This window comes from Citrobacter sp. Cpo089 (genome assembly GCF_030332695.1).
GTDB lineage: Bacteria > Pseudomonadota > Gammaproteobacteria > Enterobacterales > Enterobacteriaceae > Citrobacter > Citrobacter portucalensis.
The window spans coordinates 1-18,159 of the sequence record NZ_JAOWHJ010000062.1 but is presented as its reverse complement, the minus strand read 5'-3'; the positions used below and the strand labels follow the sequence as shown (position 1 = coordinate 18,159).

Here is an 18,159-nt window from a genome sequence, read left to right as displayed (position 1 = left end):
AATTCATCACACCAGTTGCTGATCAATAAACGTCATTTTTTGCTTACGCGACACCATGGCATAGTTCAGCAGAACGCCACCACACGCCACTATTCCCCCCAGTAATGCGGCCAGAATAACGATCATTGATTTAGCCGGACCGTCTTTTTTAACCGGCAGCGAAGGTGAGAGTTGATATTTAAACGGCGTAAATGTTACGTCACCCACATTCATCGCTAACAGTTGCTCAACGTGATACTGGCGATTACGTAATTCACCGTTAATTTCAGCAACATCCGTTACTGATTTTTCTATTTCTAATTTACGTTCGATGCCGTCAGCACCCAGTGAAATAGAGAAATCGGGGTCATCCTTCACGGCCTGGCCATTACTGTAGACCGGCTTTTTAATCCCGGCGGCATTGGCGATCTCCAGCGAGTAGTTCAGTCGCTGGATATTTGCTTCCAGCTGGTTTTTGAGCCTGACGCGATCCATCTCCAGTCTCTCTTTTTCATAACTGGTTTTGATGGACAATTTATTGCGAATATCTTCCAGCGTTTCTTTCACCACAAGGGCAGAAATATACTGGATATATCCCTTCAGCACTGACTGGGCTTCTTCGGCCTGAGGTGCGGTAAAACTCAGCGTCCATGAGGTATACAGCGAAGTTTCGTTCTTCTTACCCAGGTTAGTATCAACCGCTTTCATTTTCTCACTGAGCCTGACAATTGCCTGATGCAACTCCATTTCGTCGATATCAGCACCTTTCAATTGATCCATTACGTAAGGCGAAGAGCGCAGATATTCTTCTAACAATGAAGGCGACTGGAATTTTTTGATAAACAGGTTAAACACATCACCACTGCTAACGCTAATATCCATATCCAGCACGCGCAATTTGGTCAGCGTATTCTCTAATCCCTGCCATTGAACCGCTTCCGCTGGCGTCACGATGGCCTGACTGGTCCATTTTTGTGGCAGCAGAAAAGAGACCAGAATACCCACACAAGCAAAGGCGAAAACGGTCGCTATAATTTTCGTTCTTGCGCGCCATAAGATTTCGATTAGATTCACTAAATCGATTTCATTTGCGTTTGCCGTTGGCTGAGGATACCCAGTAAATTCCGAAACGTTATCTTGCTTTATATTTAATGATGACATGTTGCGTGACCTGAAAACTTTCCTAAAAGAAAAACATTCCTGTGGGAGAAGTCTACCAGTTAGTCAGAATTATCCGAAACATTCTTTGTGCTTGTTGCCCTACCAAAAATTATATTCGGAATTTATTCACCCCTTTCATCACCTTGCACCGCACAAAAAAGAACAATTCCATAACATATTTTTTACATTATGGAATTGTTCGATCACCGCGATAGCAATATTCGTCTTGTTACACAGATTTATTAATCAGTGTATTTATTACAGGTCCTATCACCTCAAATGCGGTGGGGGAAATAATATCAACATGCGCGCAATCCTGGCGGTAAACATCCAGACTGGATATCCACGGCGACCAACTGCGCTCAGGACTCACACCCGGTACTAACGTGCGCTCAGCGACGAAAAGCGTGGCGTGACCTGCAAACGGCACGCTGTGCGCCGTGGTAAGCAGGCGAACCGCATCGGCGTAGTTGCCTTCGATTGCGTTAAATAAAGCCTCTGACGCATTCCCCTGCTGCGCCGCCAGAAACGCTTCGCGTTCACGCTCGATCTCCGCCAGTACAGCTGGATCCAACCCATTAGCCTCTTTTTCTTGCCAGTTTTGCGTTTCCGGCGGCCAGGTATCCAACAGCCCGAGGAATGCAACCGTCTCTCCTCTGGCATGTAAGCGCGCGGCGATCCCCTGTGCCAGCGTGCCGCCCAGCGAATAACCTAATAAATAGTAAGGTCCGTGAGGCTGTTGACTGAGCAACGTTGCCAGATGATGTTCGCATACCGCGTCGAGGTTTTCCGCCGTCTGCATAGGCCCATCCTGTCGTGGCGACTGAATACCTATAATCGACCACTGCGGGCTGAGATATCGCGACAGCACGCTAAACTGCCAGGCAAAACCCGACGCCGGATGGAAACAGAACAGCGTTGGGCCGTGACTTTCACGCAGCGGCAGCAGTGCCTCAAATCCCAGACGCTGTGACTGTTCATCATCAGTGCTCTCCAACAGAGCGCTCAGTTGTTCAACGGTAGAGGCCACCATAATCTGCCCCGGCGTCACCTGACGCTCAAAAACCCGGCTCAACTGTGCTGCCAACTTCATCGCCAGCAGCGAATGCCCGCCAAGCGCAAAGAAGTCCGCCGCCGCGTCATTAACCTCGCAACCCAGCAAGGCCGCAAAAGACTGCGCGATGGTCGTTTCAGTCCCTGCTCGCAGTGCGCGCCCGGAAACACGCGACGTCAACTGAGGCATCGGCAGCGCTTTACGATCCAGTTTACCGTTCGCGCTAAGCGGCAGCTCCGCCAGTTGCAACAATACTGTCGGCACCATATGCGCAGGCAGTTTTTCACGCAGCTTTTCCCGCAACGCTGACGTATCCAGCGGTAAACCCGATTGTGACACCAGATACCCCACCAGTTGACGCGCATCGCCGCCTGTCGCTGCCGCCTGGTTGAATACGCAGGCATGGGCAACGGCATGCTCGACATCAGGCAACTGCTGCATCACCCGGTCAATCTCACCGAGCTCAATGCGCTGTCCACGAATTTTTAGCTGGTCATCGCTGCGCCCGAGGTATTCCACCGCGCCATTTTCCAGCCAGCGCGCCACATCTCCGGTACGATACATACGTTCACCAACGTTAAACGGATCGGCGATAAAGCGGCTTGCGGTCAGATCCGGACGGCCCAGATAACCTTGCGCCAGTTGGATCCCCGTCAGGTATAAGTCACCAGCCACGCCGAAAGGCACCGGGCGCATCATGGCATCCAGAATACGTAAACCGGTATTCCATACCGGATAGCCAATCGGCACGCTGTTGCCGGTTACATCAGCAAGGTCTTCCCCCCAGGCCGGATACCAGCTCACATCAACCGCCGCTTCCGTTGGTCCGTACAAATTGTGCAGTGGCGCATGAGTTAACTGTTCCCACTCACGGCATAAATCTGCAGGCAAGGCTTCGCCGCTGCAAAATACCCGTTTCAGCGAGGCACAACTCTCCCGCGCGGTTTCCGGCGTCAGTGAAGCGACAAAAGCGGCCAACATAGAGGGAACAAAGTGCGTGGTCGTCACCCCATATTGGGCAAAGAACTGCTGCATCGCCAGCGGGTCGCGGTGCGCCTCAGGCTCGGCCATTACCAGCTTTGCCCCGGCAATAAACGGCCAGAAAAACTCCCATACCGAGACGTCAAAACTGCACGGTGTTTTTTGCGCCACCACATCATCCGCGGTCAGCGGATAGTGATTTTGCATCCACAGCAGACGGTTAACGATGGCGGTTTGCCCAACCATCACCCCTTTTGGTCTACCGGTAGAACCGGAAGTAAAAATGATATAGGCAGTATGAATGGGCTGAGATAGTGCCAGCGGAGCAGCATCTTCTGCTGGCAGGGGTGAGTCATAGCACAGACTTTCCAGCCCAGGAATATCGCTAAAGCGCGCCAGTTGCTCATTGGTCGCGATCAACAATTTTGGCTTCGCGTCTTCGAGCATCATCCGCAGGCGATCGTCCGGGTATCCGGTATCCAACGGCAGCCAGGCTGCACCGGCTTCAACAATACCGTGCAGCGCCAGCGTCAGGAACACGGAACGCGGTAATGCCACGGCGACGCTGTCGCCAGGCTTGACGCCGCGTGCACGCAAAAGGCTCGCCAGCGCCACGACCTGCTGGTGCATTTCGCGATAGCTAAACTGATAGCGGGCATCGGCCAACGCCGGGGCATCCGGCGTTTTATCGGCCTGCTGTGCCACCAGCGCGCTCAGCGTAGTGGACGGGATCTCGACGATCGTGTCGTTAATCTTCGCCAGCCGCTCATGTTCTGTTGGCAACAGCATCCCGGCGTCGCCGCAGCATAGCGCCGGATTGTCGGCAAACTGCTCGATAAGCCCGATTAAACGCGAGGCATGCTGCGCCAGCATTTCTGCATCGTAGCGCTGTTTATTGGCCAGAATTTCAATACTCAGCCCACCGTTTTCATCCGGGAATAACGCCAGCTCAAGATCGTTCACCGGCCCTGTCGCCAGCGTGTGGGTTTGTGCCTGAACGCCGGGAATATTCAGCTGATAGTCGAATATTTTCACGTTCAGCACCGGGCCAAACAGCGGCTCGGCACCGGCTGCACGCCCGCTGTCGCGAACGATTTGTTCGGCATCATAACGTTGATGCCGACGCATTTTCTTCAACTGTCCGGCCAGTCGTTGTGCAAGTGCAGGCAAGCTTTCTGCCGCATCCAGCCTCACACCAAATGGCAGTACGTTTAAAACCGGTCCAGTGGAGGTCAACGCCGCCGACCCCATACGCCGCATAAAGATAAACCCGGCGGCATAATCCATTCGGCTGCATAAACGTCCCAGCCACAATGCCACCAGCGCGAGGGCCAGATCCGCACGCTGAACGTCAGGCATACGTGCCGCAAGCCGACGAAACGCCCCTTCAGGCGCGGTTAACTTCATACGAATAATATCCGCGCTGGCCGATCGTCCCGGCAACGGATTGTTCGACAGCGAGACAGGAGGCGGGAGTTGCTTTCGCTGCTCGCGCCAGAAAGCGCCGTCGCGTTGCCAGGCATCGCTTTGACGGTACTGTTGATACTCTTCCACCACCTCGGCGAACGGCGTAAAAGGCGAGTCTGGCGTAGGCTCGCTGTGTAGCCATGCGCGATAAATTGCGGCTATCTGGCGGGTAATGGCTGGAAAACTGAAGCCATCGACCAGCAAATGATGGTAACGCTGATACCAATACCAACGCTTTTCTCCCACCTGTATAAGCAGGTGAAAAACCAGCGGCTTATTGCCATCAGCACGTATGTCCTGCTGCAGGTCTGCCTGCATCAACGCACGCGCCGCCTCATGTGGATTGGCTTTTTCGCGCAGGTCGATAATTTCAGGTTGCGCAAAGGCGAGCGCAGAATCCACCCATTGCCAGATCTCACCGTTATCTTCGCTAAACCGCATCCGCAGGGTATCGGCCTGCTCCAGGCCCGCCACAACGGCTTTCGCCAGCAACGACGCGTCCAGTTCGCCAGTTAATTCTACGTAGTGCGCCACGCTCCACGCCGAGGGCAATGTGGAGAGTTTTTCCGCCATCCAGATCCCCGGCTGAGCCGCCACTAACGGTAAACGCTGAGTCATAGAGCCTCCTGCACATCGACGTAGTTCGTTGGCGTCAGCGTGGTCCAGTTTGCATCCAGCCATTGCTGGCAGGCTTCCTGGGATTGAGGTTCGCAAGCAATTTGCCAGCCAGCAGGAAGCGAGCACTGCTGCGGCCAAAGGCTAAACTGACGTTGGGGATTTTGCAGAATGTAAAACTGGCCCTGCGGATTATCGAAGGGGTTACTGAATTCCATACTCAACTCCTGTCGTGGAACATCGTCCGGTTAAATCGTGTCGGTAAGCGGTTGCCAGAGCGTCATTAGCCCTTGCATCAGACCGCCGCGCCAGCAAAGCGCATCGTGTCCGCCATCAACCTGACGCCAGAAAATAGACTGTGGTGCAGAAGGTAACTGGGCATATAACGCCTGATTAGCGCGATAAATAATGGGCTCGCGGATCCCCGCTTCCAGGACAATACGCAGCCCCTGAGCGCTGACGGTCCCGGTCTTCAGTTGCTCGACGATCGCCCCGTCCTGATAACCACCACGATGCGGCCACCAGTAAGAGCCCGACTGGCTAAGCACACAGCCAAAGCGCGCGGGCCAGTTCAGCCCGGCATACAGCGATGACAACCCGCCAAAACTTTGCCCAGCCACCACGGTGCGCTGCGGATCGTCACTAAACGCGGTCGTTGTCTTCACCAGTGGTAATAGCTCCTCCTGCACCGCCAACCAAAAATCCGCATTACACGGTAGCTCATGGCTGCGGTGAGCCGTATCAATGGCATCAATCAGAATATAAACGGCAGAAGGAAGGTGTCCGCGATGCGTGAGTGAAGTCAACGCAGGCCAGACCGGCATACTCTGTGCCCAAAACTGCCCATCCAGCAGGATAGCCAACGGACGCGTTTCGGGTTGAGCATCACCGGTGGTAAACACCCATACGCGACGCGTATTGCCGAGCCTGGCGCTATGCCATTGCAGGCAAACTGTGGGTGAATCTGGGTTTTCAGGTCGATCCCATCCTGGCTGTACGGGTGCCTCCGGCATTTCCAGCGCAGACACCGCGTGGCCACGACCGCCCCGCCAGCTCTGCGGATTAAGGGGATCGGCAATGGCCTGCGGCAGCAATTGCCGCCAGCCTTCACGCAGGATGCTTCGGTCAGGCGCAGCGTCCGCCGCCAGCGAGGAGAAGATATCGTTTCGTGCTGTTGGGATAAAACAGTAGCTGCCACGCCAGTTGGCGCTGAGGGAAACACTCCAGCACCAAACATTTGTTCCATCAATGCGTCGCATCGACTGAGGGATGGCATTTTGATGGTGGTCGGTGACGCCGGTGATATAAACCCAAACGCGATGAATGGCTGACTCTTTTTCCGTTCCCCGTGGGTCACGCCACCAGAAGGTTACCCGATAATTTCCGTTGTCTTCACGCTCCCACTCCGGGCCTTTTTTCGACTGCCACCACGCCTCGCTTCCCATCTTTAACGTCGTCACAGCCATAACCCCATGTTTATTGTGAAATTTTATGATCTAGCGTGAAATATATTGATAATATTATTGATAACTATTTGCATTTGCAATAGCGTATTGTCGCGCTGTGGGAAGCGCGTACAGTTTTTCACCACTTATAAACCGACCTGGCGCTGCGTACTTTTTCTGGAATGGATAGTTTACGCAGATGCGGGCGACATCAGGCCAAATGCCGCACCACGGCACATTGGTACTCGTGGCTAAAAGAACAGCAGGACATACAATGAACAACAAGATTCATTCACTGGCCTTATTGGTCAATTTAGGGATTTACGGGGTAGCCCTGCCAGCAATGGCAGAAGATCAAACCGATAGCGTCGCTGTCTCTCATGAAGACACCATCGTCGTTACCGCCGCCCAGCAGAACCTGCAGGCGCCGGGTGTTTCAACCATTACCGCTGATGAAATTCGTAAGAACCCTCCCGCTCGCGATGTGTCGGAAATCATCCGTACCATGCCTGGCGTTAACCTGACCGGCAACTCAACCAGCGGTCAGCGCGGCAACAACCGCCAGATCGATATTCGCGGCATGGGGCCAGAAAACACCCTAATTTTGATCGACGGTAAACCGGTTACCAGCCGTAACTCCGTACGCCAGGGCTGGCGCGGCGAGCGTGATACCCGCGGCGATACCGCCTGGGTTGCTCCGGAAATGATTGAACGTATTGAAGTGCTGCGCGGTCCTGCCGCAGCACGCTATGGCAATGGCGCAGCTGGCGGTGTGGTGAATATCATCACCAAGAAAGGCGGCGATGAGTGGCATGGTTCCTGGAATACCTATTTCAACGCCCCGGAACACAAAGAGGAAGGTTCAACCAAGCGTACCAACTTTAGTCTGAATGGACCGCTGGGCGGAGATTTCAGCTTCCGCCTGAACGGTAACCTCGACAAAACCCAGGCCGATGCCTGGGACATTAACGACGGTCACCAGTCAGCACGTACAGGGTCATATGCCGATACGATGCCTGCGGGTCGTGAAGGGGTAAAAAACAAAGATATCAACGGCCTGCTGCGTTGGGATTTTGCCCCAATGCAATCGCTGGAGTTTGAAGCTGGCTACAGCCGTCAGGGCAACCTGTATGCGGGTGACACTCAAAACACCAACAACGATAACAAAACTAACGGGCTGGTAAAAAAATACTACGGTAAAGAAACCAACCGTATGTACCGCCAGAACTATGCGCTGACGTGGAACGGCGGCTGGGACAACGGCATTACCACCAGCAACTGGGCGCAATACGAACACACCCGTAACTCCCGTTTGGGTGAAGGTCTGGCAGGTGGCCTTGAAGGGTTATTTAACAGTAATCAATTTACCGACACTGACCTGGCGGATGTCACCCTGCACAGCGAAATTAGCATTCCATTCGACCTGTTAGTTAACCAGAACCTGACGCTCGGTACCGAATGGAACCAGCAGCGTATGAAAGACATGAGTTCCAATACCCAGACCTTTATGGGCGGGAACATACCTGGTGCCAGCAGCACCGATCGTAGCCCATATTCACAGGCTGAAATTTTCTCCCTGTTTGCTGAAAATAACATGGAGCTGACCGACAGCACCATGTTGACGCCGGGTCTGCGCTTCGACCACCACAGCGTCGTTGGCGACAACTGGAGCCCGTCCCTGAACCTGTCCCAAGGTCTGGGCGACGACTTTACGCTGAAAATGGGTATCGCACGGGCCTATAAAGCACCTAGCCTGTACCAGACTAACCCGAACTATATTCTGTACAGCAAAGGCCAGGGATGCTATGCCACCGGATCTGCGACGGGCATTGGTTGCTACATGATGGGCAACGATGACCTGAAGGCCGAAACCAGTATCAACAAAGAGATTGGTCTGGAGTTCAAACGTGACGGTTGGCTGGCCGGCGTCACCTGGTTCCGCAACGATTACCGTAACAAGATCGAAGCGGGGACTGTACCGCTAAGCAGAACGTCAATTACCCAGAAAAACCCGACTACGGGTAAAGAAACAACAACCTACACCGATATCTATCAGTGGGAAAACGTACCTAAAGCGGTGGTGGAAGGCCTGGAAGGGACGTTGAACGTACCGGTTAGCGAAACCGTTACCTGGACCAACAACATCACTTACATGCTGCAAAGTAAGAATAAAGAGACCGGCGAACGCTTGTCGATTATTCCTGAATACACGCTGAACTCAACGCTGAGCTGGCAGGCGCGTGAGGATTTGTCACTGCAATCCACCTTTACCTGGTACGGCAAACAGCAGCCGAAGAAATATGATTACCAGGGTAAGCCAGTGACCGGCAGTTCAGCCCAGGAAGTGAGTCCGTACAGCATCGTCGGCCTGAGCGCGACCTGGGATGTGACGAAAAACGTCAGCCTGACCGGCGGCGTGGATAACGTCTTCGACAAACGTCTGTGGCGTGAAGGTAATGCCCAAACCACCAGCGATATCAAAACTGGCGACTATATGGCGGGCGCTGGCGCGTACACCTATAACGAACCGGGTCGTACGTGGTATATGAGCGTTAACACCCACTTCTGATAGCGTTGTTCCCTCTCCTCGCGACGGGGAGAGGGAAACGATACACAACCATGCGTACAACACACACATCGCTTCCCTTCGCCGACCACGCGCTGCATTTTGTCGAGTTTGATCCCGCCAGCTGCCATGACCACGATCTGCTCTGGCTCCCCCACCACGCCCAGCTTCTGTCCAGCGGACGCAAGCGTAAAGCTGAACACTTAGCAGGGCGGATCGCCGCAGTACACGCTTTGCGCGAATTTGGCCTTAAAACGGTACCCGGCATCGGTACACAACGCCAACCGGTATGGCCGCAGGGGCTGTTTGGCAGTATCAGCCATAGCGCATCAACTGCGCTGGCGGTGGTATCAAGACAGCCGGTGGGTATTGACATAGAAGCCATTTTTACGCCACAAACGGCAACCGAACTGGCAAGTAGCATTGTCACTCATGCTGAGAAAGAATTGTTGGCAAACAGCGGCTTGTCTATTGAACAGGCGCTCACCCTGGCGTTTTCCGCCAAAGAGAGCGCTTTTAAAGCAACCCGGACATCAAGACAAGCAGACGCCGGGTTTACGCAATATCAAATCGTGGTGTTACAGCATAACCAGATGATCCTCCGCGCGCACCACCAAACGTATCGTGTGCAATGGCGTTTTTCGGACAACGCTGTAATCACACTGGCAACAGTATAGAATTCAAAGCAGTTCGCGGGCCAGAGCCGCGATGGCTGCGGCGTCAAAGCCATGGTGCTGGCGTAACCAGCCTCGATCCGCCGCCGCCGCGTACTCCCCATCCGGGATGCCTAAACGCTTCAAAATTGCCCCCATTCCGGCCTCTGCCAGCACTTCGGCCACCAGGCTTCCCAACCCGCCATTAATATTATGCTCTTCCACGGTAATCACCGCTTTACAGCCTTGTAACGCAGATAACAGGGCTTTGGTATCGCAGGGGCGAATTGAAGGCACACTGACCACCTTCGCCTGAATTCCCGCGTCAGCCAACAGCGCGGCGGCATCAACAATTTCATGAACTGTCGAGCCCGTTGCCACCAGCGCCACATGCTCCCCCTCACGCAGCGTCAACACCGCCCCCGGAACAAAACGGTAACTCTCGTCATGAAGTTCCGGCAGAGCTTTTCCATCAAGACGAATATATACCGGTCCCTGATAGCCAATCGCATAATCGATAATCTGTCGGCACTCTCGTGGCGAAGATGGGGCGAAAATCTGGATATTGCCGAAGCCTCGTATAATGGCAATATCATCGATCGAATGGTGAGTGCTCGCCAGCGGGCCATAGCTGGCACCAGCATTAAGACCGAATAGCTTCACATTGGTATTGTTGTAGCAAACATCGACTTTAATTTGCTCATTGGCACGGGAGATAAGAAATGGCGCAGCGTTACAGGTGACGGCGACCTTACCGCCAAGTGCAAGTCCTGCCGCCGTTCCAACCATGCTTTGTTCGGCAATACCTACGTTGACCAGGCGACCGGGAAACTGCTTTATAAAAGGAGCAATTTTCGCGGTTGATGTCGAGTCCGCTACGACCGGCACCAGGTCAACACCTTGTTCCACTGCATCAATGAACGCCTGAACCATGACGTTCGCGAGGTGTTCTGCATTACTCATCTTTTAATTCCTCCAGAGCCAGTTCGATCTCTTCACCTTTTGGCACCCGATGGTGCCATTCAGGGCGCCCCTGGATAAAAGATATACCCGCGCCTTTCGTGGTATTGGCAATGATGACGTTAGGTTTGCCATCCTGCTTAAGTCCTTCCAGCGTGGCGACAACCGACGCCATATCATTCCCCTGACACTCAGTCACCGTCATACCAAATGCCTGCCATTTTGCGGCAAGCGGATCGGTATTCATGATTTCGCGAGTCGGTCCGGCTAATTGAAGATTGTTCTTGTCATTAATAATGATCAGGTTATCGAGGCCATAATGAGCAGCAGCCAGCGCCGCTTCCCAGTTACTTCCTTCGGCCAGTTCGCCATCGCCTGTGATTAAAAAGATGCGGCGTGAACTGTTACTTTTCTTCGCAGCCAGAGCCAGTCCCACCGCAACAGGTAAACCGTGGCCCAGAGCACCGGTATTCAGCTCAATACCCGGCGTTTTCTGGCGCACCGGGTGTCCGGGAAGATGGGAATTGGCATGTTGATAGGTTTCCAGCCAGTCAACGGGAAAAAAACCCGCCTCCGCCAGAACGCAGTAGTAACAGCCTACCGCGTGACCTTTAGACTGGATGTAGATATCCCGAGCCTCATCAGCGATACGCTCCGGAGCGACATTGAGTATACGAAAATAGAGTGCCGTCAACAGCTCAACTTGAGACAAGTCCGCACCAGTATGCCCACCCGCAGGGCTGTTAGCATTTAATCTAACAATGTGACGGCGAACCGCCCGCGCTTTGCGCTCAAGAGTCTGGATATCATAGTTCCAGGGATTCATTTAGCACCTCTGAATTTATTTTCAATATGGAATATTTATTCCGAATGGGACTAAAAAAACCAGAATTTCCCATACGTCACATCTTCAGGCTTACGCCGTTGTATCATACTCAGGAACATTCTGCCTCCTTACCGCGACCACACTGACACTGGTAATAATAAGTTGACCTGTAACCACCATGAATATATATTCACAAATGATTCTTTATTCAATTATGCAACCTAATTTTCGTATTTGTCCATAGCTGTTTTGGAGGATTGGTTAAAGTTAGAGCTTTATCACACTTACCTGTCTTCAATTTTCGCGTATGATAAAACGCATTAAGATAATGGCGGTACGTAAATGATTTTCGAGGAAATATATGGCTAAGCAGGACGAACAACGGCTATTGGTTAAAATCGCTACCCTTTACTATCTTGAAGGACGCAAACAGTCCGATATTGCTCAACTTCTCTCGCTTTCTCAGTCGTTTATCTCCCGCGCCATCACCCGCTGTCAGAAAGAAGGGGTGGTGAAAATCAGCGTTGTCCAGCCCTCAAATATCTTCCTGAATCTTGAAAAAGGGATCGAGGAACGTTACGGCATTAAGCAGGCCATTGTGGTTGATACCGAAGAGGATGCCAGCGACCACACCATCAAACGCGCCATTGGTTCTGCCGCAGCCCACTATCTGGAAACCAGGCTGCGCCCCAAAGATCTGGTGGGCGTTTCCTCATGGAGTTCGACTATCCGAGCGATGGTGGATGAAGTCCATACGCAGAACCTGAAGGCCGGCGGCGTAATTCAATTGTTGGGCGGCGTGGGTCCCAACGGCAACGTACAGGCCACAATTCTGACGCAGACGCTGGCACAACATCTGAATTGTGAAGCCTGGCTGCTTCCTTCGCAGAGTATCGAAGGCTCGGTTGAAGAGAAAAACCGTCTCGTTGCCAGCAAAGATGTCGCCGATGTGATTTCACGCTTTGATAATGTAGACATCGCCATTGTTGGCGTCGGGATCCTCGAACCGTCCCAATTGCTGAAAACATCAGGCAACTACTACCACGAAGATATGTTGCAGGTACTGGCAGATCGCGGCGCGGTCGGAGACATTTGCCTGCATTACTACGACAACAAGGGCCAGCCGGTATTGCAAGATGACGAAGATCCAGTGATTGGCATGGCCCTGGACAAGGTAAAAAAATGCCCGAATGTCGTGGCGCTTGCTGGCGGTACAGACAAAGTCGCGGCAATTAAAGGGGCGTTGAACGGAGGTTATATCGACGTGCTCATTACCGACTATCCTACGGCCCGCATGCTGGTCACCTCCTGATCCTCAATTCGCTGATAGCCTTTGCACGAAAGATAAAAAGCAAAGGCTGTGACTAAAATCCATATATTTCAATAGACTGAATGGTTTCACCTCGCCTTAATTTACTCTTCTTTCTGTTATTGTCCCGTCTGTGTAAGTGTGATTCTCAGCACAATTGATGATTTTTTCTGTAGCCCAACGGAAAGATTGTGGCTAAGGTATTAAATAAATAATCACTATCGAATATATATTCAATAATTGAAAAACGATGTCACAGCCAGGCCTGATGTAGTAATGACGCGACAATGAGGGGGCTTTATCCTCCAAACCGGGACGCAATGTGACTCAGGAGATAATCTATGTGTGCAGCGAAGAAAGAGTTCATCATTGCGCTGGATGAAGGCACAACTAACGCCAAAGCGGTTGCGCTTGATGCACAGGGCAATGTGGTGGCAAAGTTTTCTCAGCCACTGGCGATTCAGACCCCTCGGGATGGCTGGGTTGAACAATCTGGCGAGGTGTTGATTGATGCTTCTATTGGTGTCATTGCCAAAGCTGCGAATCATGTTGGTACTGAAAACGTCGCAGCACTGGCTATCAGTAATCAGCGTGAAACCGCCATAGGCTGGTATCGCCAGACTGGCAGACCGCTAAATTCCGCAATCACCTGGCAATGTACGCGCAGTGCGGCTTACTGCGAGGAACTGCGGCATGAAAATAAAGAACAACTAATAAAATCAACCACTGGTCTGCCAATCGCACCACTTTTCTCCGCATCAAAAATGCGCTGGCTACTGGAATCCGTGACCGATGGCCCACAGCTGGCTGCGCAGGGACAAATTTGCCTGGGAACGATCGACAGTTGGTTGCTATGGAATTTAACCGCTGGTGAAGCCTTCTGCTGTGACTATTCCAATGCCGCCCGCACACAGTTGCTAAACCTGCACTCTGGAGAGTGGGATGAAGCCATGCTGGCACTCTTCCACATTCCGCGCGCCGCCTTACCGGAAATAAAACCCTCCAGTGGATTATTTGGTCATACTCGTGGACTCAATGGCATCCCAGACGGCATTCCTGTGATGTCGATGGTGGGTGACTCACATGCCGCTCTGTTTGGCCATGCTCTTGGCGAAATGGGATGCGTTAAAGCAACTTACGGTACCGGGTCATCGGTGATGGCGCCGGTCAAATCAGCCCAATGTGATATTGACGCACTGGCTACCACCATCGCCTGGCACGATGGAAACAGCATCATATACGGACTGGAAGGCAATATCCCGCACACGGGTGATGCGGTGGCATGGATGGCAGACAGTACGGGTCTGAGCGAACTTTCGGATGCCGAACTGACCTACGAACTCAACACCCTTCCCGCCTCCGTTGATTCAACCCTCGGCGTTTATTTTGTGCCAGCACTGACCGGGCTTGGCGCACCATGGTGGGATGATAGTGCCCGTGGAGTCATCTGCGGACTCAGTCGGGGAGTTAAACGAGCACATCTCATTCGTGCCGCACTTGAGTCGATTACCTATCAAATCGCCGATGTTGTAGTTGCCATGCAGCAGCACGATGATTTCAAGTTAACTGCATTAATGGTTGACGGTGGCCCCACCCAAAACGACTGGCTAATGCAATATCAGGCAGACTTGCTTGGTTATCCGGTTATGCGTAGCGATGTGCCAGAACTTTCCGCCATTGGCGCGGCATTACTGGCGCGTAAAGCGCTTTACCCTGGCTCACTGACTGATTTAAAAGCTTTTTTAACCGTACATAGCACATTTCAACCCGACATGGATCGCCACCATCGGTTGCAAAAAAGATGGCAGGAATGGCGCCATGCGGTAAACAGAACATTATGGAAACCGGCCCCGTCCGCCTGATGCCTCACCTGGGAAAACGCGCGACGTTATTTACCACATATACAGGAGGACACCGGACCATAAGAAATTCAAGCTTTACGTTGTTTCACCGTACCCGACAATAACAACACAGAGAGAACATTGTCATGAAATTACGTTTAACGCTGTTAACTGCTGCAACCCTGACTGCTTTGTCTTTTACTGCTCATGCAGCGGAAAAAGGGACAATCATGATTATGGTGAATTCACTGGATAACCCGTATTACGCCTCAGAAGCAAAAGGTGCCAGTGAAAAAGCCAAGGAACTGGGCTACAAAACCACAATTTTGTCGCACAGTGAAGATGTGAAAAAACAGAATGAATTGATTGATACGGCAATCGGCAAAAAAGTCCAGGGTATCGTTCTGGATAATGCAGATTCAACGGCCAGCGTCGCGGCAATTGAAAAAGCGAAAAAAGCTGGAATTCCCGTCATATTAATCAACCGTGAAATTCCCGTTGATGATGTTGCACTGGTGCAAATTACCCACAATAACTTCCAGGCGGGTTCCGAAGTTGCAAATATTTTCGTCGAGAAGATGGGCGAAAAAGGTAAATATGCTGAACTGACGTGTAACCTTGCGGATAATAATTGTGTTACGCGCTCCAAATCCTTCCACCAGGTTATTGATCAGTTCCCGGATATGGTTAGTGTCGCCAGACAGGATGCCAAAGGTACGCTTATCGACGGTAAACGTATTATGGACAGCATCCTACAGGCCTACCCGGACGTGAAAGGTATCATCTGCGGTAACGGTCCTGTTGCACTGGGCGCTATTGCTGCATTAAAAGCGGCGAACCGCAGCGACGTGGTAGTGGTCGGTATCGACGGCAGCAACGACGAACGTGATGCGGTGAAAGCAGGCACTCTACAGGCAACCGTCATGCTCCAGGCTCAGGCTATCGCAGCACAAGGGGTTACCGATCTGGATAACTACCTGCAAAAAGGCATAAAACCCGAAAAGCAACGCGTCATGTTCCGCGGAATTCTTATCACTAAAGAAAACGCAGATAAAGTGCAGGATTTCAATATCAAGTCCTGATCCCGGGTTGTTGCGCCTCTCAGGAGGCGCAGAGGAGAACATTATGTCTAAAAAAGCCTGGCTTGCGCTGGCCTTGTTGACCGTGGGCGGATGCCGCATCGTCTCGCAGCAGGAACTTGCGGACCTCAAGTCGCCACCGAATCCACACATGGCCAATATTGATCAAACGTGGCAAAACAAAATTGTTCCGCAAATTGTCGGGCAGGCTCGTCCGGTGGCCGATTTATTAATGGCCTTGCATGCTGAAAAAGATTTTGATAGCGCCTGTAAAAATCTCGGCTACCGTTCTCAGGAAGAGAATCCCTGCATCTTTTACGTACAAGTAGAAGGAAAAATTAGCAATCTTGATACCGCCTCTCGTAGTGGAAAAATGACTATCGCCGATAAAAGCGGCAACAGCATTATTGTGCAGATTGGTCCGACGCTGCGCGGCACACAATTACGCGATGCCTTTAAAGGCACAAGTTATAGTGATTTCAATGACCAGGTATTATTTGGTGAATATGGTCGAGGAATTAACGAACAAGCAATAAAGATGATCCAATCTGCGCAGCTTAAAACCGGAGAATCAGTACACGTTTATGGTGTTTTTTCTGAGTGGGAGATACCAAAATCCATCCCGGTTATTACACCAGCGAAAATTGAATCTGTAGGAGGACAATAACATGCAGCAGCAAGATATCGTCACTCCTCATTCCGTCGAATCTGAAGTTATTATCGAAACACACGATTTATCGCGTGTTTACCCTGGGGTAGTGGCATTAGATAGCGTCAACTACCGGGTATATCGGAATAAAGTAAACGTGCTGATCGGAGAAAATGGTGCGGGTAAGTCCACCATGATGAAAATGCTTGCTGGTGTCGAAAGTCCCTCTTCCGGACAAATTATTATGGATGGCATACCCGTCACATTAAATTCGACCCATCAGGCCGAAAAACTGGGTATCAGCATTATTTTTCAGGAGTTGAATTTATTCCCAAACATGAATGTCATGGATAATATTTTCATGGCTAACGAGTTCTTTCAAAAAGGGAAAATCAACGAAAAATACCAATACGCACTAAATAGCTGCGCGGAATAGTAGATCACTGAAAGGGAACTCAGCCCGGATTGTGCGATCTGATCAATCGCCAAACCAACCAAAATCACCAACCGGACTGAGCGATGCCGATCATAGTACCAATACCCCGTGGCGAACGACGCCTGATGCAGAAAGCTATTCATAAAACGCGTGATAAAAATCATGCCCGCAGACTCACGGCCATGCTGATGCTTCATCGGGGTGAACGGGTCAGCGATGTTGCCAGAACTCTCTGTTGTGCCCGTTCATCCGTTGGTCGCTGGATTAACTGGTTTACGCACTCAGGTATTGAAGGCCTGAAATCCTTACCCGCAGGGCGCTCCCGACGCTGGCCTTTTGAACATATCTGCACCCTGTTACGTGAGCTGATAAAGCATTCTCCCGGCGATTTTGGTTATCAACGTTCACGCTGGAGCACCGAATTACTGGCAATAAAAATCAATGAGATAACCGGTTGCCAGTTACATGCAGGAACCGTTCGCCGCTGGTTGCCATCTGCGGGGCTTGTATGGCGCAGGGCCGCGCCAACTCTGCGTATCCGTGACCCACATAAAGATGAAAAGATGGCGGTAATCCACAAAGCGCTGGATGAATGCAGCGCAGAGCATCCGGTATTTTATGAAGATGAAGTGGATATCCACCTTAATCCTAAAATCGGTGCGGACTGGCAGTTGCGCGGACAGCAGAAACGGGTAGTGACGCCGGGGCAGAACGAAAAATACTATTTGGCCGGCGCACTGCACAGTGGCACGGGTAAAGTCAGCTACGTGGGCGGCAACAGCAAAAGTTCAGCGCTGTTTATCGCTCTGCTGAAGCACCTGAAAGCCACTTACCGGCGGGCGAAAACAATCACGCTGATCGTTGATAACTACATTATCCATAAAAGCCGCGAAACACAGCGCTGGTTGAAAGCAAATCCCAAGTTCAGGGTAATTTACCAGCCGGTTTACTCGCCGTGGGTGAATCATGTGGAACGGCTATGGCAGGCACTTCATGACACGATAACCCGTAATCATCAGTGCCGCTCAATGTGGCAGTTACTGAAAAAGGTCCGCCATTTTATGGAAACCGCCAGCCCATTCCCCGGAGGAAAACATGGTCAGGCAAAAGTGTAGCGGTATTAGGCGCAGCTATTTAG

The 18,159-nt window shown here is 51.8% G+C and carries 13 protein-coding genes and 1 pseudogene; 8 read left to right on the top strand and 6 right to left on the bottom strand.

What is annotated here, in order from left to right; all coding sequences use genetic code 11:
* Nucleotides 1–6: 6 nt before the first annotated feature.
* The 4 genes from wzz(fepE) to fes all read right to left on the bottom strand — a co-directional run bounded on the left by wzz(fepE) (nt 7) and on the right by fes (nt 6,723).
* Nucleotides 7–1,140, bottom strand: coding sequence for an LPS O-antigen length regulator Wzz(fepE) (gene wzz(fepE) / locus OGX92_RS13495; protein ID WP_286586648.1), 1,134 nt, complete (start codon nt 1,138–1,140; stop codon nt 7–9).
* Nucleotides 1,141–1,369: 229 nt separating this feature from the next.
* A complete protein-coding gene (gene entF / locus OGX92_RS13490; RefSeq protein WP_286586646.1) occupies nt 1,370–5,260 on the bottom strand; it encodes an enterobactin non-ribosomal peptide synthetase EntF in 3,891 nt (1,296 codons plus the stop codon).
* Nucleotides 5,257–5,475: an MbtH family protein gene (locus OGX92_RS13485; RefSeq protein ID WP_126955871.1), complete on the bottom strand. Its 219-nt coding sequence runs from the start codon at nt 5,473–5,475 to the stop codon at nt 5,257–5,259. The genes entF and OGX92_RS13485 overlap by 4 nt, the downstream gene beginning before the upstream one ends.
* 30 nt (nt 5,476–5,505) lie before the next feature.
* The gene (fes, locus tag OGX92_RS13480; RefSeq protein ID WP_003831183.1) at nt 5,506–6,723 is read right to left on the bottom strand and encodes an enterochelin esterase; all 1,218 of its coding nucleotides are present in this window, start codon (nt 6,721–6,723) and stop codon (nt 5,506–5,508) included.
* 253 nt (nt 6,724–6,976) lie between these two features.
* Here fes and OGX92_RS13475 point away from each other — a divergent pair, with 253 nt between their 5' ends.
* A complete protein-coding gene (locus OGX92_RS13475; protein ID WP_003831180.1) occupies nt 6,977–9,271 on the top strand; it encodes a TonB-dependent siderophore receptor in 2,295 nt (764 codons plus the stop codon).
* Nucleotides 9,272–9,321: 50 nt separating this feature from the next.
* The gene (gene entD, locus OGX92_RS13470) at nt 9,322–9,945 is read left to right on the top strand and encodes an enterobactin synthase subunit EntD (protein WP_126955872.1); all 624 of its coding nucleotides are present in this window, start codon (nt 9,322–9,324) and stop codon (nt 9,943–9,945) included.
* Nucleotides 9,946–9,948: 3 nt separating this feature from the next.
* On the opposite strand, the gene OGX92_RS13465 is transcribed toward entD, so the two are convergent.
* Nucleotides 9,949–10,884 (bottom strand): transketolase family protein, encoded by a 936-nt coding sequence (locus OGX92_RS13465; RefSeq protein ID WP_286586644.1) that lies wholly within the window; start codon nt 10,882–10,884, stop codon nt 9,949–9,951.
* The gene (locus tag OGX92_RS13460; RefSeq protein ID WP_003831177.1) at nt 10,877–11,707 is read right to left on the bottom strand and encodes a transketolase; all 831 of its coding nucleotides are present in this window, start codon (nt 11,705–11,707) and stop codon (nt 10,877–10,879) included. Before OGX92_RS13460 ends, OGX92_RS13465 begins: the two co-directional genes overlap by 8 nt.
* A gap of 361 nt (nt 11,708–12,068) precedes the next feature.
* Between OGX92_RS13460 and OGX92_RS13455 the strand changes: the two genes are divergently transcribed.
* From OGX92_RS13455 to OGX92_RS13430, 6 genes and pseudogenes are all read left to right on the top strand, one after another.
* Nucleotides 12,069–13,019 (top strand): sugar-binding transcriptional regulator, encoded by a 951-nt coding sequence (locus OGX92_RS13455; protein WP_003831176.1) that lies wholly within the window; start codon nt 12,069–12,071, stop codon nt 13,017–13,019.
* A 338-nt stretch (nt 13,020–13,357) separates the two neighbouring features.
* Nucleotides 13,358–14,878 (top strand): FGGY family carbohydrate kinase, encoded by a 1,521-nt coding sequence (locus OGX92_RS13450; protein WP_286586643.1) that lies wholly within the window; start codon nt 13,358–13,360, stop codon nt 14,876–14,878.
* A 125-nt stretch (nt 14,879–15,003) separates the two neighbouring features.
* Nucleotides 15,004–15,939 (top strand): D-ribose ABC transporter substrate-binding protein, encoded by a 936-nt coding sequence (locus tag OGX92_RS13445; protein ID WP_286586642.1) that lies wholly within the window; start codon nt 15,004–15,006, stop codon nt 15,937–15,939.
* Nucleotides 15,940–15,982: 43 nt separating this feature from the next.
* Nucleotides 15,983–16,603: a DUF2291 family protein gene (locus OGX92_RS13440; RefSeq protein WP_100272793.1), complete on the top strand. Its 621-nt coding sequence runs from the start codon at nt 15,983–15,985 to the stop codon at nt 16,601–16,603.
* A gap of 1 nt (nt 16,604) precedes the next feature.
* Nucleotides 16,605–17,003: pseudogene (locus OGX92_RS13435) on the top strand (ATP-binding cassette domain-containing protein); the annotation flags it as partial.
* Between the two features lie 101 nt (nt 17,004–17,104).
* Complete coding sequence (locus OGX92_RS13430) at nt 17,105–18,136, top strand: IS630-like element ISEc33 family transposase (RefSeq protein ID WP_001395480.1); 1,032 nt, start codon at nt 17,105–17,107, stop codon at nt 18,134–18,136.
* Nucleotides 18,137–18,159: the final 23 nt, after the last annotated feature.